The sequence below is a fragment of the Pseudomonas sp. RGM2987 genome (genome assembly GCF_022952855.1).
GTDB lineage: Bacteria > Pseudomonadota > Gammaproteobacteria > Pseudomonadales > Pseudomonadaceae > Aquipseudomonas.
Genome location: NZ_JALJDX010000202.1, coordinates 52,388 through 76,030, shown reverse-complemented (window position 1 = coordinate 76,030; position 23,643 = coordinate 52,388). Strand labels below are relative to the sequence as shown.

Annotated in this window: 19 protein-coding genes; 6 read left to right on the top strand and 13 right to left on the bottom strand. The window is 62.5% G+C overall.

The genetic code is table 11. From position 1 onward, the window contains the following. Positions 1-98 precede the first annotated feature (98 nt). The 3 genes from RGM2987_RS16360 to RGM2987_RS16350 form a co-directional block, all read right to left on the bottom strand. Complete coding sequence (locus RGM2987_RS16360) at positions 99-467, bottom strand: DUF6124 family protein (protein WP_245143083.1); 369 nt, start codon at positions 465-467, stop codon at positions 99-101. A gap of 333 nt (positions 468-800) precedes the next feature. Next, on the bottom strand, positions 801-2,132 hold the full coding sequence (locus RGM2987_RS16355) for a DUF58 domain-containing protein (RefSeq protein ID WP_245143081.1): 1,332 nt from the start codon (positions 2,130-2,132) through the stop codon (positions 801-803). 415 nt (positions 2,133-2,547) lie between these two features. After that, positions 2,548-3,552 carry a MoxR family ATPase gene (locus RGM2987_RS16350; RefSeq protein ID WP_245143078.1) on the bottom strand — a complete coding sequence of 335 codons (1,005 nt, stop codon included), beginning with the start codon at positions 3,550-3,552 and terminating at the stop codon, positions 2,548-2,550. A 276-nt stretch (positions 3,553-3,828) separates the two neighbouring features. Here RGM2987_RS16350 and RGM2987_RS16345 point away from each other — a divergent pair, with 276 nt between their 5' ends. Further along, positions 3,829-5,028, top strand: a complete 1,200-nt coding sequence (locus RGM2987_RS16345) for an alpha-hydroxy acid oxidase (RefSeq protein ID WP_245143076.1) — start codon at positions 3,829-3,831, stop codon at positions 5,026-5,028. A 25-nt stretch (positions 5,029-5,053) separates the two neighbouring features. On the opposite strand, the gene RGM2987_RS16340 is transcribed toward RGM2987_RS16345, so the two are convergent. Genes RGM2987_RS16340 through RGM2987_RS16325 form a run of 4 tightly spaced genes read right to left on the bottom strand, consistent with a single transcriptional unit; the run spans position 5,054 to position 9,447 of the window. Then, positions 5,054-6,217, bottom strand: a complete 1,164-nt coding sequence (locus RGM2987_RS16340) for a DUF4350 domain-containing protein (RefSeq protein ID WP_245143074.1) — start codon at positions 6,215-6,217, stop codon at positions 5,054-5,056. After that, complete coding sequence (locus tag RGM2987_RS16335) at positions 6,214-7,764, bottom strand: DUF4129 domain-containing protein (RefSeq protein WP_245143072.1); 1,551 nt, start codon at positions 7,762-7,764, stop codon at positions 6,214-6,216. Before RGM2987_RS16335 ends, RGM2987_RS16340 begins: the two co-directional genes overlap by 4 nt. After that, positions 7,751-8,725 (bottom strand): stage II sporulation protein M, encoded by a 975-nt coding sequence (locus RGM2987_RS16330; RefSeq protein WP_245143069.1) that lies wholly within the window; start codon positions 8,723-8,725, stop codon positions 7,751-7,753. The genes RGM2987_RS16335 and RGM2987_RS16330 overlap by 14 nt, the downstream gene beginning before the upstream one ends. Continuing rightward, entirely contained in the window at positions 8,722-9,447 is a 726-nt protein-coding gene (locus RGM2987_RS16325; protein WP_245143066.1) for an RDD family protein, read from the bottom strand. Before RGM2987_RS16325 ends, RGM2987_RS16330 begins: the two co-directional genes overlap by 4 nt. Positions 9,448-9,695: 248 nt before the next feature. Here RGM2987_RS16325 and sbcB point away from each other — a divergent pair, with 248 nt between their 5' ends. Next, positions 9,696-11,123, top strand: a complete 1,428-nt coding sequence (sbcB, locus tag RGM2987_RS16320; protein WP_245143063.1) for an exodeoxyribonuclease I — start codon at positions 9,696-9,698, stop codon at positions 11,121-11,123. 90 nt (positions 11,124-11,213) lie between these two features. On the opposite strand, the gene mvaT is transcribed toward sbcB, so the two are convergent. Continuing rightward, on the bottom strand, positions 11,214-11,591 hold the full coding sequence (gene mvaT / locus RGM2987_RS16315) for a histone-like nucleoid-structuring protein MvaT (protein ID WP_245143061.1): 378 nt from the start codon (positions 11,589-11,591) through the stop codon (positions 11,214-11,216). A gap of 303 nt (positions 11,592-11,894) precedes the next feature. Between mvaT and purU the strand changes: the two genes are divergently transcribed. Together purU and RGM2987_RS16305 are read left to right on the top strand one after the other, a co-directional pair. Beyond that, positions 11,895-12,743 carry a formyltetrahydrofolate deformylase gene (gene purU, locus RGM2987_RS16310; protein ID WP_245143059.1) on the top strand — a complete coding sequence of 283 codons (849 nt, stop codon included), beginning with the start codon at positions 11,895-11,897 and terminating at the stop codon, positions 12,741-12,743. A gap of 57 nt (positions 12,744-12,800) precedes the next feature. Next, positions 12,801-12,965, top strand: coding sequence for a hypothetical protein (locus RGM2987_RS16305; RefSeq protein WP_245143057.1), 165 nt, complete (start codon positions 12,801-12,803; stop codon positions 12,963-12,965). A gap of 185 nt (positions 12,966-13,150) precedes the next feature. Here the strand turns inward: RGM2987_RS16305 and RGM2987_RS16300 are convergent, their stop codons facing one another. The 4 genes from RGM2987_RS16300 to RGM2987_RS16285 all read right to left on the bottom strand — a co-directional run bounded on the left by RGM2987_RS16300 (position 13,151) and on the right by RGM2987_RS16285 (position 18,138). After that, positions 13,151-14,146: a lysylphosphatidylglycerol synthase transmembrane domain-containing protein gene (locus tag RGM2987_RS16300; protein WP_245143054.1), complete on the bottom strand. Its 996-nt coding sequence runs from the start codon at positions 14,144-14,146 to the stop codon at positions 13,151-13,153. After that, the gene (locus RGM2987_RS16295) at positions 14,143-14,910 is read right to left on the bottom strand and encodes a DUF2334 domain-containing protein (protein WP_245143050.1); all 768 of its coding nucleotides are present in this window, start codon (positions 14,908-14,910) and stop codon (positions 14,143-14,145) included. The genes RGM2987_RS16300 and RGM2987_RS16295 overlap by 4 nt, the downstream gene beginning before the upstream one ends. 16 nt (positions 14,911-14,926) lie before the next feature. Continuing rightward, entirely contained in the window at positions 14,927-16,048 is a 1,122-nt protein-coding gene (locus RGM2987_RS16290) for a glycosyltransferase family 1 protein (protein ID WP_245143047.1), read from the bottom strand. Positions 16,049-16,248: 200 nt separating this feature from the next. Further along, positions 16,249-18,138, bottom strand: a complete 1,890-nt coding sequence (locus RGM2987_RS16285) for a methyl-accepting chemotaxis protein (RefSeq protein ID WP_245143045.1) — start codon at positions 18,136-18,138, stop codon at positions 16,249-16,251. A 191-nt stretch (positions 18,139-18,329) separates the two neighbouring features. Between RGM2987_RS16285 and RGM2987_RS16280 the strand changes: the two genes are divergently transcribed. Then, positions 18,330-19,814, top strand: a complete 1,485-nt coding sequence (locus tag RGM2987_RS16280; RefSeq protein ID WP_245143042.1) for a helicase HerA-like domain-containing protein — start codon at positions 18,330-18,332, stop codon at positions 19,812-19,814. 272 nt (positions 19,815-20,086) lie between these two features. On the opposite strand, the gene RGM2987_RS16275 is transcribed toward RGM2987_RS16280, so the two are convergent. Next, positions 20,087-20,542: a DciA family protein gene (locus RGM2987_RS16275; protein WP_245143040.1), complete on the bottom strand. Its 456-nt coding sequence runs from the start codon at positions 20,540-20,542 to the stop codon at positions 20,087-20,089. Positions 20,543-20,849: 307 nt separating this feature from the next. Between RGM2987_RS16275 and secA the strand changes: the two genes are divergently transcribed. Then, the gene (secA, locus tag RGM2987_RS16270; RefSeq protein WP_245143037.1) at positions 20,850-23,591 is read left to right on the top strand and encodes a preprotein translocase subunit SecA; all 2,742 of its coding nucleotides are present in this window, start codon (positions 20,850-20,852) and stop codon (positions 23,589-23,591) included. The last annotated feature ends 52 nt before the right edge of the window (positions 23,592-23,643 follow it).

The following is a 23,643-nucleotide window of genomic DNA, read 5'->3' as shown; positions in this document are numbered from 1 at the left end:
CGAAGACGGTGTGTCAGGCAAAACATGTGTGGCCGACACACCGCCTTCGCGAGCAAGCCCGCTCCCACAGGTCCCTCATGGTCCTTTAGTTCGGCAGGTCAGCGCTGAACCTTCGCCTCGTTATCCAGCATCCGCTCCAGCAACAACACGCCCATCTCGCCCATTTGGTGAATCGCCAGGGCCAGGTTGCGCGGGGCGCCTTCCAGGTCTTCGGATAGATCCAGGATCAGCGTGCTCACCGAGCAGAAGGTCTCGTAGGTGTGGGCGAGCATGCCTTCGGGGTCGGCGTCGGGCGCGACGATGAAGTAATCCAGGTGTTTTTCGGGTTTCTTTTCGGGTTGGCCGTGGTTGGGCTTGAGGTAGTAGTCGAGGGCTCGTTGGGCGGCTTCATCGAGCTTTTCGCGGTCGAGGGTTTCGGGAGGGGACTGCGGATCGGTGTGGGGTGGATTTGGGGTCGGCTTGAACATATTCACTTCTCTTTAGTGGTGCTGCCATCCGGCTCGCGACTAAACGAGGGGTGGCGGCTGGACGCAGGTTAGTCGACCGGTGAGAAGTGAAACCGGCGCGCCCGAGGGCGCCCTGCGCACAGCCACCATCAAGTGCGGGGATAGGGGAACCCGACTGGATGACGCTTGTGCACATCACTTCAACACCGGGCGACTAAACCCGATCGCTGGAAATCAGCGACGCGAATCAAGTTACGGGGTGAGGCAGAGGTGCACAAGTCGGCGGATTCTGGCGGATCTGTAGTCCGTTACGCAAGGCGCAGCAGTCACGCGGAGCTTTCTTACAGAACCGGTTTAAGCGGTCCCGGCCTTCTTCCAGGCCAGGTATTGGCTCACCAGATGCGCCCCCAATTCACCGGGCCGCGAATCCAGGGCCGGGATGGCATGGGCGGCCAGTTGCTGGTGCAATTGGGCGCGTGCATTCATGTAGTCCACCGTCCCGCAATAGGCCAGGGCGTCGGGCAGGGTTTGCACCGGCACCTGGCGCAAGCGGTCGAGGGCTTCTTCGCGCAGGCTGGCGACCAGCACGCGGTGCTGTTGGCCCAGGCGCTTGACGGCGGCCAGCAGGTCTTCGTCGTCCTCATCCCGCAGGTTGGTCACCAGCACCACCAGCGCCCGGCGCTTTTGCCGGGCCAGCAGTTGGGTCACGGCTGCCTGGTAATCGGCCGGGCGCTGGCTGCTGTCGAGGTCGTACACGGCGTTGAGCAGGACGTTGAGCTGGCCCGGGCCCTTGACCGGCGCGAGGTAGCGGGTCTGCTCGCCGGCGAAAGTGCTCAGGCCCACCGCATCGCCCTGGCGCAGCGCGGTGTAGCTGAGCAGCAGGCAGGCGTTGAGCGCGTGGTCGAAGTGCGACAGCTCGCCGTCCTGGCTGCGCATGCGCCGGCCGCAATCGAGCATGAAGATGATCTGCTGGTCGCGCTCGTCTTCGTATTCCCGGGCAATCGGCGTGCGGTGGCGGGCGGTGGCTTTCCAGTCGATCTGGCGCAGGCTGTCGCCCTCGCGGAATTCGCGCAATTGATGGAACTCCTGCCCCTGGCCCCGTCGTTGACGCTGACGGATGCCGAGCTGGCTGAGCCAGTTGTCCACCGCCAGCAATTGCCCTTCGTAGAGCCGGGCGAAGTCCGGATAGACGCGGGTGTCGTCGCAGGCGTCCAGCAGGCGCTTGTCGGTCCACAGGCCCAACGGGCTGGGCAGGCTGATCTGGCAATGGCTGAAGCTGAAGTGCCCACGCTTGAGCGGGCGCAGGCGGTAGCCGAGCTGGCTTTGCTGGCCCGGTTGCAGTTCGACTGTCAGGGGCAGGTTTTCGAAATCCAGGCCGTCCGGGACGTGATCGAAAAGCTGGACCTCTAGTGGCTGGTTGAAAGCGTGGGCAATCTCCAGCCGGACTTCGCCCCAGCGGCCCAGCGCCAGGTTGCCGGGCAGTTGTCGTTGCACAGCGGGAGAGGGCAGGCGTTTGAGGCGCACCGCATCGATCACCGCCAGGGCCAGCAGGGCGAGCATCAAGCCCCAGTTGATCGACAGCAGCGTCGATGGCACCGCAACGTCCAACGCTCGCGCCGCGCCCAGCAGCACACTCACCGCGAGCAGGATCGCGAGCCAGATCAGCAGCAGGCGCGAGGGTTTCATGGGTGTGGTCCTGCAAAGGTATTTGGAGTGAAGCGGTCTGTGCCGATGCAGTCCCCTGTGGCGAGGGAGCTTGCTCCCGCTGGACGTGCAGCGGCCCCTTGCGGTGTGTCAGGTAAACCCAGGGGGCTGCTGCGCAGCCCAGCGGGAGCAAGCTCCCTCGCCACAGGAATTGTGCTTGCCACAACAGCCATTTCTGCCACAGAGGCTGCGCTTGTCACAGGAGCCATTTCTGCCACAGAGGCTGTTCCTGCCACAGAAACTGTGTCAGGCACGATCATTGTGGCGAGGGAGCTTGCTCCCGCTGGGCTGCGAAGCAGACCCCTGGCTATGTCAGACACACCGCAAGGGGAAGCTGCGCGTCCAGCGGGAGCGAGCTCCCTCGCCACGGTAAATGTTGTCAGCCGATCGTCCATCATCACAACCGCGGCGCCGGCACTTGGTCGAGCAACTGCCCCAGGACCTGGTCCACCGACAGCCCTTCGATGTCCAGTTCCGGCGCCAGTCGTACCCGGTGGCGCAGCACGGCCAGGGCGCAGCCCTTGATGTCGTCCGGCACGACGAACTCGCCGCCACGCAACAGTGCTCGGGCGCGGGCGCAACGGACCAGGGCAATCGAGGCGCGTGGCCCGGCGCCGAGGGTCAGGCCCGGCCAACTGCGGGTGGTGCGGGCCAGGCGCACGGCGTAGTCGAGCACCTGGTCGTCCATCGGTAAATCGCTGGCGATGCGTTGCAGCGCCTGCACGTCCTTGGCTTGCAACACCGTGCGCAGTGGCTGCACGTCGAGCATGTCGGCGCGGGTCGAGCGGCTGACCTGACGCACCATGTTCAATTCCTGGTCGGCGTCCGGATAATCCATGCGCACCTTGAGCATGAAGCGGTCGAGCTCGGCCTCGGGCAGCGGGTAGGTGCCTTCCTGTTCGATCGGGTTCTGGGTTGCCAGTACCATGAACGGCTGGGCGATGGGCAGGGCGCGGCCTTCGAGGGTGACCTGGCGCTCCTGCATGGCTTCGAGCAGCGCGGCCTGGGTCTTGGCCGGTGCGCGGTTGATCTCGTCGGCCAGCAGCAGATTAGTGAACACCGGCCCCTTGCGCAGCTTGAATTGCTCGGTCTGCAAGTCATACACCGCATGCCCGGTGACGTCGCTGGGCATCAGGTCGGGGGTGAACTGGATGCGCGCGAACTCGCCACCAAAACAGCGCGCCAGGGCTCGCACCAACAACGTCTTGCCCAGGCCCGGAACGCCTTCGAGCAGCACGTGACCGCCGGCAATCAGCGCGGTCAGCACATCGTCAATCACCGCCGCCTGGCCGACCAGCGCCTTGTGCAGCTCGCTGCGAATCGCCTGGGCCAGCTGACTGGCGCGCTGGCGTTGTTGGGCGGCGTGGGCCTGGCCGTCGACAGGTTCGATCTGTTCAGTCATAGGTTCTGGCGCTCTCGTACATAACGGTTAACTCCTAATATCCTATAAAACATCCGTGCAGCCCGATTTCGTGAAGCGTGTCCGTGTCAGGCGCCTATCAGCCCATTTGAAAATGCAGGTTCGCAAAGATCAACCCGGCGAAGCGGGCGGGCAATCCCGCTTCCAACGTGCGGAGTCTGTCCCACGCTCAACGCATAAACATATGCATTATGAGTCTTTAGCGAACGTGCAGAGCGGTCCTTATAGTCGCGCCTTTTGTAGACCGTATCCGGGCCAATGTCCAAATTACTTTCTCGCTATCTCTCGCTCGCCGATTTCGAAGTCAGCGCCCGCAAGCTTTTGCCCAAACCGCTCTACGCCTACGTGCAGGGCGGTGTCGAGGACAACCTGACGCTGTATGCCAATCGCCGGGTGTTCGATGACTATTTCCTGAAGCCCAATGTGCTGGTGGATGTTTCCAGCCGGGATATCTCCGTCGAGCTGTTTGGCCATCGCTACAGTGCGCCGGTCGGTATCGCGCCGATGGGGATTGCCGCGCTGACCGGTTATCGGGGGGATTTGTCCCTGGCGCAGGCGGCCGCGGCGGCTAACGTGCCGTTCGTGATGAGTGGCTCCTCCTTGATACGTTTGGAAGAAGTGATCGAGGCTGCGCCCAATAGCTGGTTTCAGGCCTACCTGCCGGGGGATATCGCGCAGATCGCGCCGCTGATCGAGCGCGTGCGCAAGGCCGGGGTCAAGACGCTGGTCATCACCGTCGACACGCCGGTGAAGGCGAACAGGGAAAACAATGTCCGGGCAGGATTTTCCACGCCGCTTCGGCCAAGCGTTGCGCTGGCTTACCAAGGGTTGACGCATCCGCGCTGGTTGTTCGCAACCTTCCTGCGCACCCTGGTGCAGCACGGAATGCCTTATTTCGAGAACAACTATGCCACCCGGGGGGCGCCGGTGTTGTCTGCAAGCGTTGTCCGTGACTTCACCGATCGCGGGCATCTGAACTGGGAGCACCTGCGCCAGATCCGCCGGCAGTGGCGCGGCGCGATGGTGGTCAAGGGCATCATGCAAACGGCCGATGCCGCACGCTGCCAGCAGATCGGCATAGATGGCATCGTGGTTTCGAATCATGGCGGTCGCCAGCTCGATGGCAGCGTGCCGCCGCTCTACGTGTTGCCGGACATCGTCGAGGCCAGCGGCGCGATGGTGGTGATGGCCGACAGTGGCATTCGTCGCGGGACCGATGTGATCAAGGCCATCGCGTTCGGCGCCAGGGCGACGTTCATCGGGCGGCCATTCAACTATGCCAGCGCCGTTGCCGGACAGGCCGGGGTGGCCCACGCAATCGATCTGATCGTGGCCGAGGTAAACCGCGATATCGGGATGCTCGGCGTGACCGGCCTTGCTGAGATCAATCGGGACTTGCTCGTCCGGCGTCAAGGGCTGGCCCATTGGGATGAGCGAGACATCAGTCAGCGCGTCTAGACACTACCCGAAACCTGGCAGCCGTTCATAAGGCATTCCTGAGGCTTTGCAAATGGGCGACCTGACGGCAGAACTCGGCGCTGGACATGCGCTGTTTCGGCCGGGGGCTCAAGGCTTGGCTGATGGCTCGCGTGGGTTGGCGGGTCAGGCGCGCGAGCACCTGCCATTGTTCGGCGACGGCCAGTTTTTCGAAGCCGGGATGAAGATGCCGCGCCCGGCGCAGCACGTCCTGCTGCAAGGCCTGCAACAGATGCTGCCGGCCGTTGTGCCGCAGGTGGAAACCGGCGCTGGCCTGCAAGTGCTCCTCCAACTGACGCCGCGCCTTGGATGCGGGTTGTTGCAGCGGGCCATCGCGCACCGCCGAGCGCCAGAACCACAGCGCGACCAGGGCCGCCAAGGCAACCAATGCCTGGGGGAAGTAGCGCAGCAGCTGGGTCAGCAGGCTATCGTGATCGATGTTGAACAGCAGCGTGACGTCCGTGTCGGCGCTCAGGTACCAGAGCAACCAGGCGTTGTCGTACTGGTCGATCTGCTCGTTCTTCCACAACTCGGCGTCGGTGATCACGGTGATCGAACCCAGGCCCAGGTTCAGCTGCATCATGTGCGTCGACAGGGCGCTGTTGGCCCAGGCCTGGGCCAGGTTGTGCGGGTCTTCGAGGTGGAAGTCGGTGTCGAAGGACGCATAGGCCGGTGCTTCTTCGTCTTCCAGGTACAGCTTGGTCAGCTCAGGGTAAGGCTCCTTGATCAGTTCCGGCTCCGGCTCCTTGAGGTCTTCGCTCAACAGCTGGCGCAGGCGCACGCGGTCCAGCAGCAGGTCGCCGCTGCTGCCGGTCTTGTCGTCCCACAAGGCTTCGGCCACGAAGACCAGCCGCCCGCCGGCCCGGGTCCAGTTCAGCAACTGCTCGACCTCCCGAGGCGTCATGTCGGTGCGTTCCCCCAGCAACAGCAGGCTGTGCTGGCGCGGTTCGAGGGTCGGGAGCACATTCAAGCTGTTGGCGTGCTCGACGTTGATACCCTGCTGGCGCAGGAAATATTCGGCTGCAAGATAGGGATTGGCCTGGGCTTGAGGCGAGGGGCCGTGATCGACGGTTTCCTGATACGGCACGGCCTTGGAATACAGGTAAATGGTGAATATGCCGACCAGCGCGACAATCACTGCCCCGATCACCAACCCGACGCGCCGACTCATCGAGACACCTGCGGACCGAACAGCTCGCGCCAGGCGTCACACAGTTCCTGTTGCAGATGGGGCGGCGGGGCCCGATGCCCATAGGCAATGTTCTGCCAATGCCGGGTCAGGTTGGCGCTGAACCCCGACAGCTCTTCTTGCTGAAGCTGTTCGATGCGTTGCAACACCTGGCCTTCGGTGTCAGCCGCTTTGAGCGGCAGCTTGAAGTCATAATGCAACCGGCTGAGCAGCGCCCGGTACAACAGGCCCAGGGCTTCCCGGGGATTCGCCGCCCATAGTTGCTCGACACGGGTTGCGACGTCCAGCGGCAGGCTTTCTTCGCGGATATCCAGGCCGAACATCTGCGCCGGTGCCGGTCGATCCGCAGGCAGCGGCCGTTTCGTCGGCTGGCGATTCACCAGGCCGCTGAGCCGTTCGCGATAACGCCAGGCCAGCCAGACAATCGCACCCACCAGGCAGGCCCAGAGCACCACCTGGATCAACGCGGCGGCGATGTCGAAGCGTTGGCTGCCCAGCCATTTGAACAAGGCCTTGAGCCAGCCGAGGTCGCTGTTGCTCTCGGGAGCTTCGGCGGTTTCGGACGGTTCTTCGCCGAAACGGTAACGGGTGACGGTTTGCGGGTTCTTGAACGGCGGGGCATTGAGAATCGCTTCAATGCTGTCCCGCGAGGCTTGGCTGGTGAGCGGTTGATTGAGCATGCGCGGGCTGTCGGGGCCGATGTTATCTTCATTGGCCCAGGCCGGGGGCGCCATCGGCAACAGCGTCAGGGCCAGCAGCATCAACGCCGGGGCGACGCCATTCAGGCGCTGGCGCAGACGGCGGAACACCAACTCGATGTCCCAGGCTTCGAGGATCGTGCGCCGGTTCAAATAGAGGCTGAAGCCGCAGGCGACGTAGATCGGTTCCCAGACAATCAACAGCAGCGGGTAGAGGAAGTTGACCAGGTGTTCGAACCACAACCAGTCGTGCTCGGCCGCCGCGATCAGCATCTGCCAGTCCCATTCCACTTCGACTTGCTGCGGCACGAACAGGTAGAACAGCGCCATCAGGCCGAACCACAGGGCGGTTTCCAGGTGCATGCCGATGATGGTCAGCCATTGGGCCGCGCCGCGATTGCGTTGCAGCAGGACCCGTAAGCGCTGTTGCCGCGCTTCACCGGCGAGGCCTTCAAGTTGCACCACCGGCATCAGGAAGCTGCGGCTCAGGCTGAACCGGCGCCAGGTCAGGCTGGCGAACAACTGCGGCTTGAGCAGGGCCGGCCATTGGCGCAGGGCTTGCCTCAAGGTGGGTGTTTCGCCGAACAGCGCCTTGGACAGAATGTACAGCGGCAGACGGTCGAAGGCCGGCTTCAACCACCAGAACAGGAAGACCACCAGGGACGGTGAATCCCACAGCAACAGGGCCAGCAACAGGTACACGGGCACGGTGATGATCGCCCAGCTGGTCATCAGCAGCCATCGATGCTGCTGGCTCATCAGCACGCCCAGGTCCATGGCTTCCCAGGTCGTGCGCGGGCGGATGACGACGGTGGCATCACTCAGGCGCATGGCGAACCCGTCCGGCAAGCGACAGATAGCTGATCACCAGCAGCCACAACAGGGCGCCAACCGTGTATTTGGTGGCGGGCGTGACGGCGCTGGAGGACCAGTACGCTTCGATGAACGCGGCGATGAGCAGCAACAGCATCACGCCGCCGATGATCCGCACGCTTTTGCCCGCCGCGATGCGCAACGCTTCACCTCGGGTCAGGCGTCCTGGCGCGACCAGGGCCCAGCCCAATTGCAGGCCCGCGGCGCCGGCCAGGGTGATGGCGGTGAGTTCGAAGGCGCCATGGCCGATCACGAACGACCAGAAGGTGCCGCCGGAACCGATCTGCGTCAGGTGTCCGGCCACCGCGCCGATGGTCAGGCCATTGAAAAACAGGAAGAACGCGCTGCCCAGGCCAAACAACATGCCGCTGGCAAAGGTCTGAAAGGCAATGCCGATGTTGTGCATGATGTAGTAGCCGAACATCACCCAGTCTTCACTGGCGGCCCGCTCGACCGAGCGTCCCAGGTGCCCGGCCGCCGGGTCGTACATGCCGCGTATCTGGGCGACTTCTTCGGCGCCCAGCACGCTGTAGACCAGTTCCGGGAACAGGTAGACCAGGATCCCGGTGATCGCCAGGCTGCCGAGGAACATCAGGCTGGCGGCCAGCACGAACCGCCATTGTTCGCGCACCAATTGCGGGAAGCCGGCGAGGATAAAAGCTGAAAGGCTCGACGATGGCCGGCTGCTGTCCCGGTAGAGTTGCTGGTGGCCGCGCAGCGCCAGTTGTTGCAGGGTGTCCACCAGCAGACTGCTGTAGCCGCGGGCCTGGGCCAGGGCCAGGTGATGGCAGAGCCGCCGATAGGCGGGAGGGAAGTCGCTGCTCTGGGCCACGTTGCGGCTGCGCTCCAATTGGTCGAGCAGCCGGGACAGCTGCTCCCATTCCCCTTGGTGACGGCTTTCGAAAAGGCTTTGTTTCATGTAGGCCCCAACAGGCCGCGGGCGATGCCATTGAGTTCAGCCGCGGCGCTGGGCGCCTGGACCTTCAGTGGCGCGGCGAGGATGGCCGCCAGTTCGTTGACCCGTTCCCGGGAAAGCTCCGCCTGGCGTTCGGCGAACCCAAGCACGGCGCGTTGCTCGTTCAAGGCCAGGGTAAACGGCGCGCGCAGCGCCGGTGCCATGGGCAATGTGGGGCGTTTGACCGGTTGCTCGCGATAGACCACCAGCGTGCCGGCGGCCAGATCGCCTAGGCGCTTGAAGGCTGGATGTTGCAGGCAACTGATCGCACCGAAGGTGTAGCCGAAGGGCAGCATGTCGACGAAGCGCAACAGGTTGCGGATCAGCGACGCCGACCAGCCGATGGGCCGACCGTCATCCTGCACCACGCGCAGCCCCATGATCTGCTTTCCGGGCGAGCGGCCCTGGTTCAGTACTTCGAACAGCACCATGTACCACCAGCTGATAATAAACAGCAGGATCGAACCCAGGCCGAGGCCCAATTCGCCGAAAAACGCCAGGATCAGAAAAAGCAGGCCCAGGACCAGGCCGCGAATGCCCAGGTCGATGGTGAAGGCGATGGCGCGGGGCATCAACCCCGCCGGGCGCAGAGGCAGGTCGATGCCTTCGGGCGTTTCAACCTGGTACCGCGTGTCCAGAGGCGCGGGCAGCGTCGCGTTCCTTTGCAGTGCTGGTGTCTCGAGCATGGGCAACCTGAGTGCTGGGGCCGGTTCGAAGAATCTATAGGCTGCGATGCTAGCAGCCTTTGTGCAGGCAAACGATATGGCTGTGCAGGTCATTTCAGGAATCAATCATGTTCATGGATTTGTGTGCTCACCCCCAATCCCTGTGGTGTACATGGGTTTTGTGAGGGGAATTCAAAAGTTACACGACTGCTGGCCCTGGGCGGGTTCGAGCGCCTAGACTTCGCCAGTCTTCTGTTCAGGAACAGCCCGTGACTTCCATTTTCTGGTACGACTACGAAACCACCGGCATCAACCCGCGTTGCGACCGGCCCTTGCAGGTGGCGGGGATTCGTACCGATTTTGCGCTCAATGAAATCGACGAACCGGTGAATCTGTATTGCCGGCCCAGCGATGACATCCTGCCTCACCCAGCGGCTTGCGCGATCACCGGGATTACCCCGGCGTGCCTGGCTGAAAAAGGCTTGAGCGAAGCGGATTTCATGACCCGCGTCCATGCGCAGCTGGCGGCCCCCGGCACTTGCGGTGCGGGCTACAACACCCTGCGCTTCGACGATGAGATGACCCGCTACAGCCTGTATCGAAATTTCTTCGACCCCTACGCCCGGGAATGGCAGGGCGGCAACAGCCGTTGGGACCTGATCGACCTGGTGCGCGCTGCCTATGCACTGCGGCCCGACGGGATCGTCTGGCCGCAGGAGGACGGGCGCGTCACCCTCAAGCTCGAACGCCTGACCGCCGCCAACGGCATCGATCATGGACAGGCCCACGATGCGCTGTCGGACGTGCGCGCGACCATCGCCTTGGCGCGCCTGATCCGCCAGAAGCAGCCGCGGCTCTACGAATGGCTCTTCCAGTTGCGCAGCAAGCAGAAAGTCATGGACCAGATTCGCCTGCTGCAACCGATGGTGCATATCTCCGGGCGCTTCTCGGCGGCGCGCAACTTCGTCGGCGTGGTCTTGCCGCTGGCCTGGCACCCGAAGAACCGCAACGCGCTGATCGTCTGCGACCTGCATCTGGACCCGCAGGGCCTGCTGGACCACGAGGCCGAGATCCTCCGCCAGCGTCTGTACACCCGTCGGGAAGAATTGCTCGACGGCGAGTTGCCCGTGCCGCTCAAGCTGATTCATATCAACAAATGCCCGGTCATCGCGCCGCTGTCGGTGCTGCGTGCCGAGGATCAACAGCGGCTGCAACTGGACATGGAGGGCTATCAGCAGCGGGTGGTGCGACTGACTGACGCACAGAAAGTCTGGCAGGACAAACTTCAGGCTATTTATGGCCGCGAGGATTTCTCGGCCAGTGAAGACCCCGAACAACAGTTATACGCAGGGTTCATGGGCGATCGCGATCGGCGTTTATGTGAACAAGTGCGGATGGCAGACCCGATGCAATTGGCTCAAGAACGCTGGCCGTTCGATGATGAGCGTTTGCCGGAACTATTGTTCCGCTATCGCGCACGTAACTTTGCCGATACGTTGAATGCCGAAGAGCAGGGGCGCTGGAAATTGTTTTGCCAACAACGCCTGTCATCCCCGGAATGGGGGGCACCTAATACCTTGGAAAGTTTTGATGCGGCGATGACTGAGTGGATGAGCCTGGCTACACCATTGCAGCAAGAAGTGCTTGCGCAATGGCAGGGCTACGGCCAGCAATTGCGCAAACGTTTAAGCCTTTAGACGCGATGAATGAAAAATCGCAGGCATAAAAAAACGCCAGTCGACCTGGCGTTTTTTATGTTTCGTTAAAGCGCTGCGAACCGGGAAGCCTTAGCCCAGCAGGGTTGCCCAGCCTTCAACCACGTCGCCGCCCCACTTGGCTTTCCACTCTTTCAGCGTCTTGTGGTTGCCACCTTTGGTTTCGATGACTTCACCGTTGTGCGGGTTCTTGTACTGCTTAACTTTGCGAGCGCGTTTGGTACCGGTAGTTTTCACGGCGCCACGTGGGGCTTTGCTCGACTTGGCTTCTGGATCCAGCAGCGCAGTGATGTCACGCAGGGACTTGGAGTATTCGCCCATCAGCGCACGCAATTTGCCTTCGAATTCCAGCTCTTTTTGCAGTTTGTCGTCTTTGGACAGGTCTTCCAGGCGCTTTTGCAGTTCTTTGATGGCTTCTTCGGTGTTGCGGTATTCATTGATCAGGGACATGAGGACTACCTTATGTAGGACACGGGTGACAAGGAGACAGTGCGGCAATAGTAATCAGACAGTTTCATCAAGTAAACATTTAACCGGTGTTTCAGTTAATTAATTAGTGCTGCGCCAAAAAATGGCTATTGCATTTAAATACCATGAGGACATTGCCACATCCGTTTGCACATGCAGCCCCTGTCACGCAGCCGTGTCGGCTTTGCCAGGGACGTGTTGGATGGGCGACAGGCGTCAGCGATACTGCAGTTTTGCCGCGCAATGGCTAGAATGGCCGCCTTTGCGAAGTTCTGGAGTTCCCTAATGCGCACTTTTCGGCTGGTGATTTCTTGCCCGGACCGCGTCGGTATCGTTGCTAAAGTCAGTAACTTTCTGGCGTCCCATAACGGCTGGATCACTGAAGCAAGTCATCACTCGGACAATCAGAGCGGCTGGTTTTTCATGCGCCACGAGATTCGCGCCGACTCGCTGCCCTTCGGCATCGAGGCTTTTCGCGAGGCGTTCGCGCCGATCGCCGAAGAGTTTTCGATGGACTGGCGCATCACCGATACCGAGCAGAAAAAACGTGTAGTGCTGATGGCCAGCCGCGAGTCCCACTGCCTTGCCGACCTGTTGCACCGCTGGCACAGCGATGAACTCGATTGCGACATCACCTGCGTGATTTCCAACCATGACGACTTGCGCAGTATGGTGGAGTGGCACGGTATTCCGTATTACCACGTCCCGGTCGATCCGCAGGACAAGCAACCGGCATTCGCCGAAGTCTCGCGGCTGGTCAAGCAGCACGACGCCGAGGTGGTAGTGCTGGCCCGCTACATGCAAATCCTGCCGCCGGCCCTGTGCAGCGAATACGCGCACAAAGTGATCAACATCCACCACAGCTTCCTGCCGTCGTTCGTCGGTGCCAAGCCGTACCACCAGGCTTCGATGCGCGGCGTGAAACTGATCGGCGCGACCTGTCACTATGTGACCGAAGAGCTCGACGCCGGCCCGATCATCGAGCAGGACGTAGTGCGCGTCAGCCACAGCGACAGCATCGAAGACATGGTGCGGTTCGGCCGTGACGTGGAGAAAATGGTGCTAGCGCGGGGCCTGCGCTATCACCTGGAAGACCGGGTGCTGGTGCACGGCAACAAGACCGTGGTGTTCTGACTACACTGCCAAGGGCCTGGACGAGCAATCGACAGGCCCTTTTTCATGAGGCTAGCCATGACCGATCCACTGGACAAAGCCACCTCCAAGGCACCGGCTACCCTGGGCGAAGGCTGTCTGAGCCGCTTCGACCCGGACGAACTGAGCCCGGAAGACGGCACCGAGTTTCCCGATGCGGCGCAGTTGTGGGAGCAGTTGCATCCCCAGGACAACCCCGAATAACACCGCTGCCCCAAGGAAATCACCAACCCCTGTGGCGAGGGAGCTTGCTCCCGCTGGGCTGCGCAGCAGCCCCAAAACCAGGCGCCTCGGTGTGTCAGACTGGACCCATGCGGACTTAATGGGGCCGCTTCGCAGCCCAGCGGGAGCAAGCTCCCTCGCCACAGGGTGTTGTTCTTGGGAGGAACTCACGCCTGCCGCAATCGCATCAGCTTCTTGATCAGCGGTCGCCCGACCATCAAAAAGAACACCGGCCCGCCGGCCACCAGGTAAAAGTAGTAGGTCACCGCCCGCCAGATCAGGATCGCCGCGGCGGCGGTGGATTTGCCGACCATGGGCGCCAGCAATGCGGCCGAGGTCAGTTCGGCCGCTCCGGCGCCACCCGGCAGCAGGCTGAACTGTCCGGCGCTGAGGGAGAGCATCTGGATCAGGAAACTCCAGGCCCATTGCAAATCCGCCCCCAGGCCTTTCAACGCCAAGTACAACACGCTGTAGCGCAGCGCCCAGTGCAGGCAGGTCAGGCCAAACACCTGGAACAGTGTCTGGCGCGGCAACTTCAGAGTGTCGGTGAACGCCGCGAGAAAATGCAGGATCTTGCGCGCCCAGCGCCGACGAGTGCCGGGCTTGACGCGTAGGTGGCATAGCAGCCGGGCGCCCAGCAGGATCAACCGGCGGTGATAGCGGGCCACCAGCACGCAGCCGAGCAACCCGCCAAACATTGAAATCGCGCTCAATGCCAGCATCCATTCCATGCGCTGGCTGAGGTTCTGGAACAGCGCGTAGAACAGGATGCCCACCAAGGCACAGAGGAAAAACAGCAAATCGCTCAACTGGTCCATGGCAAACACCGCGCTGCCATGGGCCGGGCGCACGCCGTTGCGCGCCAGCAGCGCCATCAAGGTCAGCGGCCCGCCGCTGCCGCCGGGCGTGGCGCACATCGCGAACTCGGTGGACATCACCACGCCCATGCTTTTCAGCCCCCCGACGCGCCCGCGATGTTCGCCCAGCAACAGGCGCAGGCGCACGGAGTTCAGGCCCCAGCAGAGGACGATCATGGCGAACATGATCAGCAGCAGCGGCAAGGGAAAGCGCTGCACCCGCGTCCACATTTCCCCGCCGCCCACCAGCAACGGCACCAGCAGCGCCGTGAGTAACGCCGCGATCAGCCAGAGCGTCCGTTTCATGCGGCGCGGCTGACCTGCAGCCCCTGGGTCGCCAGCCAGCCGGCCTTGGTCATCGGCACGCGCCCATCGCCGAGCAGGCGCTTGAGGGTTTGCAGCCAGTAATCCCGGGAAAACCCGTGGCGCATGTCCACCGGGTGCAGGCCCAGGCGAATCACCGGGGCCTGGCGCCAGCGTTGCTCGCGCTGGTCGCTGAGGACTTTCGACAAGCCACGGCGCCAGGCACTGCGGGCACTCCAGACCAGGCCGGGAGCGTCGATGGTGGTGAAGTCCGGCAGACGATACAAATGCTGGGTGTCGCTGGTGTAGCTCAGCGGCAACTGGCGCAGGGCCTGGCGCGTGCCTTCGCTCATCAGCCAGGCCGGTGCGACGAAACCGTGCAGCGGCCATTGGTAGCGCTGGAACAGTTCGACACCGGCGCGCAGGCGGGCGAGGGCGGCTTCCTCGGTCAGCTGGTAGAACTCGCCTTCATGGGTGTAGATCCGGCGCATGAACCAATCCTTGGGGTGCAGGGCCGGCGGGCCGTCGTCGCAATGGTAATAGCCGTGCAACACCAGTTCGTCACCGCGCTCGACCCGACTGTCGAGCAAACGGCGAAAACCTGGATGATTCTCCAGGGCGTTGGCGTGATGAAAATCCGGCACCACCAGCCAGGTCATCGGCACTTGGCCGAGGGCATCGACCGCTTCGACAAAAGGCTGGTAGTCGGGCCAGGTTTGCGGCGCCACGTCGTGCAGCACCAATAACACACTGGGCGGTTGGTTCATCGACAGGGACCTCGCCTCAAGCATTGGCCAGCATCGGCATCTGCGCGCCGAGTACGGCGTAGTAATGCCCGAGCAAGCTGTTGACCACGGTGTCCCAGGCGTAGTGCTTCTCCACATGCCGCCGCGCCAGAAGGCCCCGGCGCTGGCAGCCTTCCGAGAACAGTTGCCGCACGGCGTTGGCCATGGCCTGTGGATTGTTGGGCGCGCAGAGCAGGCCGCAGTCTTCATGGACGATTTCGGTGAACGCCCCGGCCGCCACCGCGACCACCGGAATGCCGCTGGCCATGGCTTCGAGGATCACCAGGCCGAAGGTTTCCTGGTCACCGGCGTGCAGCAGCGCGTCGGCGCTGGCCATGAGCCGGGCGACTTGCGGCGCCGGACAGAATTCATCGACCACGGTGACGTTATCCGGCACCACGGCGGGCATCGACGAGCCCACCAACAACAGGTGATAACGCTCGCCCAGGCGCTTCATGCACTTGAGCAGCACCGGCAGGTTCTTTTCCTTGGAGCCGCGCCCGGCGAACACCAGCAGGCGCGCGTCCTCGGCAATCCCCAGTTCGGCCCGCAGCTCCGGGTCACGGGCCGCCGGGTTAAAGGTTTGCAGGTCCACGCCCAGGGGCTGCACGTAGACATTCCTGACCCCCAGGCCGGTCAGTTTGTCGGCCATGACCTGGCTCGGCGCGAGCACGCGGTCGAAGTTGCCGTACAACTTGCTGACGTACGCCTCGATGTTGGGAGTGAACCAGTTGCCCATGCGGTTGCTCACCAGCAGCGGCAGGTCGGAGTGGTAGAAGCCGATGACCGGCACGTCGAGCTGGCGCCGGGCATCCAGCGCGGCCCAAGCGGTGAGGTAGGGGTCGCCCACTTCGATCAGGTCAGGTTGCAGGTCATGCAGGACATTTCGCCAAGGTGCCAGGCGCAGCGGGAAGCGATAACCCTTGCCGAACGGCAGTGCAGGGGCGGGGACCTTGTAGACCCCGTCATGCTCGCTCAGATGCGCGCCAGGAATCAGCAGGCTGTGGCGAATACCGGGCCGGTCGCCCAGGCGCCGGTGCTTGGCATCCAGGTAAGTGCGCACGCCGCCGCTGGCGGGGGCGTAGAACATGGTTATGTCCGCTATATGCACGATGAACATCCCTCCGGTCAGTGTTCTCCCTTTGTTGACCTTTATGAAGAATAGATGTTCGGTTGGGTTGTGGTGGGGTGCTGCGACAACCCAGACAGCTGTGGCGAAGGAGCTTGCTCCCGCTCGGTTGCGCAGCGACCGCAAAATCCTGGGGCCGCTTCGCAGCCCAGCGGGAGCAAGCTCCCTCGCCACATAAAATGCAGTGTGCGCTAGATCCTGAAACTGCCCACCAACTGCTTCAACCGCGCCGCCTGCTGCTCCAGGTCGGAACAGGCACGCAAAGTCGATTGCAGGTTTTCCACGCCTTCCTGATTCAGGGTGTTGATCTCGGTGATGTCGACGTTGATCGACTCCACGACGGCGGTCTGTTCCTCGGTGGCGGTGGCCACCGACTGGTTCATGCCGTCGATCTCGCCGATGCGTTGGGTCACGCTGTTCAGGCGCTCGCCGGCCAGGTTGGCGATTTCCACGCTCTGCTGGCTGTGACGCTGACTGTCGCTCATGGTCGTGACTGAATCCCGGGCGCCGACCTGCAACTCCTCGATCATGGTTTGCACTTGCTGCGCCGACTCCTGGGTGCGGTGGGCCAGGTTGCGCACTTCATCGGCCACCACGGCAAACCCGCGCCCGGCTTCACCGGCCCGGGCGGCTTCAATCGCCGCGTTGAGAGCCAGCAGGTTGGTCTGCTGGGAAATGCTGGTGATCACTTCGAGGATCTGGCCGATGTTTACGGTTTTGCTGTTCAGCGACTCAATGTTGGTGCTCGATGTACCCAGCAGCTGAGACAGTTGATTCATTGCCGCGATGCTGCGCTCCACCACCTGTTGGCCGTCTTCGGCCAGGCCGCGGGCGTCGCTGGCCTGATGGGAGGCCTGGGCGGCGTTGCGGGCAATCTCCTGGGCGGCGGCGCCCAACTGATTGATCGCGGCGGCCACGCTGTTGGTGCGGCTCGATTGTTCATCGGAATTGACCATCGACGAGTTCGACGCGCTGACCACGCGCAGGGCGACCTCGTTGACGTGTTCGGTGGCCGAGGACACTTCGCGGATCGAACGGTGGATCCGCTCCACGAAACGGTTGAACGCAGTGCCAAGGATGCCGAATTCGTCCTGGTTCTGGATGACCAGGCGTTTGGTCAGGTCGCCTTCGCCGTCGGCGATGTCTTCCATGGCCCGGGTCATGACATGCAGCGGCTGGATCAGCAGGCGGATCAGCATGCTCAGCAGCGCGATGATGAATACCACGGCGATGACAGTCGCCACGACGGCCGAGGTGCGGAAATCGCTGAGCATGGCGTAGGCCATGTCTTTGTCTACCGAGACCCCCACGTACCAGTTGACCGAAGGCAGGCCTTTGATTGGCGTGAAGGTGACGATGCGCGTGTGACCGTCCACTTCGACTTCAGTGATCTGGTCGCTGATTTTCGGGGTGTTCCGGGGAAAGGCCTCGGCCAGGGTCTTCATGACCAGGTTTTTGTCGGGGTGCACCAGGATCTTGCCGTCGGCGCTGACCAGGTAGGCATAGCCCATGCCGTCGAAATCCACGGTCTTGAGGTTGTCGATGACGGCTTGCAGGCTCAGGTCGCCGCCCACCACGCCGACGCTTTGCGTGGCGTTTCGGGAGGCACTGGCGATGGAGATGATCAGCGCGCCGGTGGCAGCGTCGATGTAGGGTTCGGTCAGGGTCGCGGTGCTGCTGCTTTGCGCGCCTTTATACCAGGGGCGAACCCGTGGATCGAAGCCGTCTGGCATTTTCGTATCGGGGCGAATGATAAAGCTGCCCTGGGCATCGCCCAGGTAGGACGCCATGAACGTGGATGTCAGCGCTTTCTGTTCCAGCAGGCGGGACACCGTGGCGGAATCCGGATTGATGGCGATGTTCTGGGCCAGGTTGTCGATCAGCAGGATGCGGCCGGTCAGCCAGGTCTGGATGTTGCTCGCCGTGACGTCGCCCATTTCATGCAGGTAACTGTCAAGGTCGTCGCGGATGGCGTTGCGTTGCAGGTAATCGTTGTAAAGCGTGAAGGAGGCGAAGGCGGCGATGACGATCAGGGCGGCAGCAAGCAGAATCTTATGGCTGAAGCGCAAATTTCTATTCATGGTTCGGGGTTCCGCTAAAGTCTTTTTTTCAGGCGTGCTTTTTTAGTAAAGCAGCGCAAAATGGCCCCGTACTGAAAATAAAGCTGATACTTCCTTCTCTCCCTGGGGAATTATCCGACCTTAGTTTTCGAAGAGGTCTGTCGCTTTAGCTATCGACCATGCCGCGCCAAAGATGAACCACAGGTGACCAAATGCAGGATTTCGCGCAACTCGTTATCGGGGCAGACCTCACCGGCCAGCCCATCGGCCAGGCCATGCGCCTGGCTAACCGTCATGGCCTGGTGGCGGGCGCCACCGGCACCGGCAAGACCGTCACCTTGCAGCGCCTGGCCGAAGCGTTCAGCGATGCCGGGGTGGCGGTGTTCGCGGCGGACATCAAGGGTGACCTGTGCGGCCTCGGCGCCGCCGGCAACCCCCAGGGCAAGGTCGCCGAGCGCATCGCCGGGATGCCCTGGCTCGGTCACCGGCCCCAGGCTTATCCGGTGACCTTGTGGGACATCCACGGCCAGTCCGGTCATCCGCTGCGCACCACCTTGAGTGAAATGGGCCCGCTGTTGATCGGCAGCCTGCTTGAATTGACGGACAGCCAGCAATCGGCGCTCTACGCCGCGTTCAAGGTGGCCGACCGCGAAGGCCTGTTGCTGCTGGACCTCAAGGACCTGAAGGCGCTGCTCAACCATCTCAAGGACAACCCCGAGTTGCTGGGGGACGACGCGGCCCTGATGACCACCGGCTCCAGCCAGGCCTTGCTGCGACGGTTGTCCACCCTGGAGCAACAGGGCGCGGACGCGTTGTTCGGCGAGCCGGCCCTGCAACTTGAGGACATCCTGCAACCGGCCGCCGATGGCCGTGGCCGCATTCATTTGCTGGACGCCAGCCGTCTGGTCCACGAGGCGCCGAAGGTCTATGCGACGTTCCTGCTGTGGCTGCTGGCCGAGTTGTTCGAGCAACTGCCCGAGCGCGGCGATGCGGACAAACCGTTGCTGGCGCTGTTCTTCGATGAGGCGCACCTGCTTTTTGCCGGCACGCCCAAGGCTTTGCAGGAGCGTTTGGAGCAAGTGGTGCGGCTGATCCGCTCCAAGGGTGTGGGGGTGTATTTCGTCACCCAGTCGCCGGGCGATCTGCCGGACGATGTGCTGGCGCAGTTGGGCTTGCGTATCCAGCACGGCTTGCGGGCCTTTACCGCCAAGGAGCAGAAATCCCTGCGGGCGGTGGCGGACGGTTTTCGGCCGAACCCGCAATTCGATGCCCTGGCGGTGCTCACTGAGTTGGGGATCGGCGAGGCCCTGGTCGGCACTTTGCAGGAAAAAGGCACGCCGGAAATGGTCCAGCGCGTGCTGGTGGCGCCGCCGCAATCGCGCATCGGGCCGCTGAGCGAGGCCGAGCGCGCCGGGCTGATCGCCCATTCGCCATTGCAAGGTCGTTACGACAAGCCGGTCGATCGGGAATCAGCCTATGAAGTGCTGATGGGCCGCAAGGGGCTTGAACCCCAGGCTCAAGCGCCGGGCAAACCGCCGGCCGAAGAACCGAGTTTCGCCGACAAAGCCGGAGAGTTCCTCGGCACCGCAGCCGGCCAGGCACTGAAGTCTGCGATGCGCCAGGCCGCCAACCAACTGGGCCGGCAATTGGTGCGCGGGTTGATGGGGTCGTTGCTGGGGGGCAATAAGCGTCGCTAGTCGGGGGACCGGGGCGCGGCTATCGCGAGCAAGCCCGCTCCCACAGGGAACTCGGCTGTGCCCGGATTATGTGCCCGCTGAAAAACCTTGTGGGAGCGGGCTTGCTCGCGAAGGCGTCGGGTCAGCTAACTCATCATTGACTGACAGTCCGCTTTCGCGAGCAAGCCCGCTCCCACAGGAGGGCCGGGCTGAACACAAATTTTGTATCCGCTGAAGATCCCCTGTGGGAGCGAGCCTGCTCGCGATAGCGATCTAACCGCCGATGCACGAACTCAAGGCTTGGGCCGGGCATGTGCCGCCAAGCGTTCCAGCGCCGCCCGCAGTTGCGGATCGCTGATGCCATCGGCCGTGGCCTGGATGGTTGCGCCGGCTTCGCTGGACAGGTCTAGCGTGTGGCCTTTGGCACGGGCCTGCACCGTGGGCGGTTGGACCTTGAACAGGATCCGCGTCAGGTTGGCGAACTCTTCGAAGGCCTGCAATTGCCGCAGCAGGCGTTTTTGCTGGTAGCGCAAGCGCGTGGCCCAATGGCCGTCGGTGACGATCAGCAGCAGGCAGCCTTCGCGCCAGGACGCCACATGGCAATGCTCGCGAGCGGCAGGTTGCAACTGGCTGTCCAGCAGGCGCTGCAAATGGCCCAGGCGCCGGGCGTGGCCGAAGATGGCTTTCAGCGGTTTGGCTTCGCGCAGCAGGACGGCGGGAGCCTTGGCTGGAAGAGGGCGAAAGGCCATGGACGAATACCACAAGTGACAGAGGCGCCATGGTAGCAGAAAGCACCCGGTAAGCCTCGGCGCAGTCGATCCGAGGCGTTTTACTGACACAAACGCTGGTAACTTCAGCACTTTATGGGTTGAAGTTCGCTCAAAAGCCCTTATTTTAAGCAAGCCCCGTCACAGCGCTGTGCCAGCATCGTGGAATAACGCCACTTTCCTCACCATCGTTTCCGGGTAGAATGCTCGTTCGCATGCGGCCATGAGGGCTGCACGGGCGACTCACGGGGCCGCCCTCCATCCCTTTAGTGTGGAAGATCCTGCCGATATGTTTGCGCCTTTGTTAAAGAAACTTTTTGGAAGCAAGAACGAGCGTGAAGTCAAGCGCATGCTCAAGACGGTACAGACTGTCAATGCCTTCGAAGAGCAAATGGTGGCCCTTTCGGACGATCAGTTACGCGCCAAGACTGCCGAATTCAAGGACCGCATCGCCAAGGGGGAAACCCTTGACCAGCTCCTGCCCGAAGCGTTTGCGGTGGCCCGCGAAGCCGGCAAGCGGATCATGGGCATGCGCCACTTCGACGTTCAGTTGATCGGCGGCATGACCCTGCACGAAGGCAAGATCGCTGAAATGCGCACCGGTGAGGGCAAGACCCTCGTGGCGACCCTGGGCGTCTACCTCAACGCACTGTCCGGCAAGGGCGTGCACGTGGTAACGGTCAACGACTACCTGGCCCGCCGCGACGCCAACTGGATGCGCCCGCTCTACGAATTCCTCGGCCTGACCGTCGGCGTCGTCACGCCGTTCCAGCCGCCGGAAGAGAAGCGCGCCGCCTACGCCGCCGACATCACCTACGGTACCAACAACGAATTCGGTTTCGACTACCTGCGCGACAACATGGCGTTCAGCATGGAAGAAAAATTCCAGCGTGAACTCAACTTTGCCGTGATCGACGAAGTCGACTCCATCCTCATCGACGAAGCCCGTACCCCCCTGATCATTTCCGGTCAGGCCGAGGACAGCTCCAAGCTGTACATCGAGATCAACAAGCTGATCCCGCAGCTCAAGTTGCACGTCGAGGAAGTCGAAGGCCAAGTGACCCAGGCCGGGCACTACACCATCGATGAGAAGACCCGTCAGGTCGAACTCAACGAAGCCGGTCACCAGTTCATCGAAGAAATGCTCACCCGCGTCGGCCTGCTGGCGGAAGGCGAGAGCCTGTATTCGGCGCACAACCTGGGCCTGCTGACCCACGTCTATGCCGGCCTGCGTGCCCACAAGCTGTTCCATCGCAACGTCGAATACATCGTGCAGGACGGCCAGGTGGTCCTGGTGGACGAACACACCGGCCGTACCATGCCCGGTCGTCGTTTGTCCGAAGGCCTGCACCAGGCCATCGAAGCCAAGGAAAACCTGAACATCCAGGCCGAGAGCCAGACCCTGGCCTCGACCACGTTCCAGAACTACTTCCGCCTGTACAACAAGCTGTCCGGCATGACCGGCACCGCTGACACCGAGGCGTTCGAGTTCCACCAGATCTACGGCCTGCAAGTGGTGGTGATCCCGCCGAACAAGCCGCTGGCCCGCAAGGACTATAACGACCTGGTGTTCCTGACCGCCGAAGAGAAATACGCGGCGATCATCAATGACATCAAGGAAGGCATGGCCCAGGGGCGTCCGATACTGGTGGGCACCGCCACCATCGAAACGTCCGAGCACATGTCTGCGCTGCTCAACAAGGAAGGCATCGAGCACAAGGTGCTCAACGCCAAGTTCCACGAGAAGGAAGCCGAGATCATCGCCCAGGCGGGTCGCCCGGGTGCGCTGACCATCGCCACCAACATGGCCGGTCGTGGTACCGACATCCTGCTGGGCGGCAACTGGGAGGTGGAAGTCGCCTCCCTGGAAAACCCGACTCCGGAGCAGATCGCGCAGATCAAGGCCGACTGGCAGAAGCGCCACCAGCAGGTGCTGGAGTCCGGCGGCTTGCAGGTGATCGCATCCGAGCGCCACGAATCGCGGCGTATCGACAATCAACTGCGTGGCCGTGCCGGTCGCCAGGGCGACGCCGGTTCCAGCCGTTTCTACCTGTCGCTGGAAGACAGCCTGATGCGTATCTTCGCCTCTGACCGGGTGAAGAACTTCATGAAGGCCCTGGGCATGCAGCCGGGCGAGGCCATCGAGCACCGCATGGTGACCAATGCCATCGAGAAGGCCCAGCGCAAGGTCGAAGGGCGCAACTTCGATATCCGTAAGCAGTTGCTCGAGTTCGACGACGTCAACAACGAACAACGTAAAGTGATCTATCACATGCGTAACAGTTTGTTGGCCGCCGACAATATCGGCGAGACCATCGCCGATTTCCGCCAGGACGTGCTCAACGCCACCGTCAGCGCCCACATTCCGCCGCAATCGTTGCCGGAGCAGTGGGACATCGCCGGCCTGGAAGCGGCCTTGCGCAGCGACTTCGGCGTGTCCTTGCCGATCCAGCAGTGGCTCGACGAGGATGACCACCTGTACGAAGAGACCCTGCGTGAAAGGCTGCTGGCCGAACTGATCGCCGCGTACAACGAGAAAGAAGACCAGGCCGGCGCCGAAGCGCTGCGCTCCTTCGAGAAGCAGATTGTGCTGCGGGTACTGGACGACCTGTGGAAAGACCACCTGTCGACCATGGATCACCTGCGTCACGGTATCCACCTGCGCGGTTATGCCCAGAAGAACCCGAAGCAGGAGTACAAGCGCGAGTCCTACACGCTGTTCTCCGATCTGCTGGATTCGATCAAGCGCGACTCGATCCGTGTGCTGTCCCACGTTCAGGTCCGCCGCGAAGACCCGGCCGAGGAAGAAGCTCGCCTGCGCCAGGAAGCTGAAGCCCTGGCCGCCCGCATGCAGTTCGAGCACGCCGAAGCCCCTGGCCTGGATGTCGTGGCTGACGAGGGCGTCGATGTCGATGTCGCCCTGGCGACGGCCACCGCGCCGGTGCGTAACGAGCAGAAACTGGGCCGTAACGAACTGTGCTACTGCGGTTCGGGCAAGAAATACAAGCATTGCCACGGGCAGATCCAATAACCCCGTTTCAACGCTGAACCCTCCACGCCGCGACCGGTTTCAAACGGCTCGC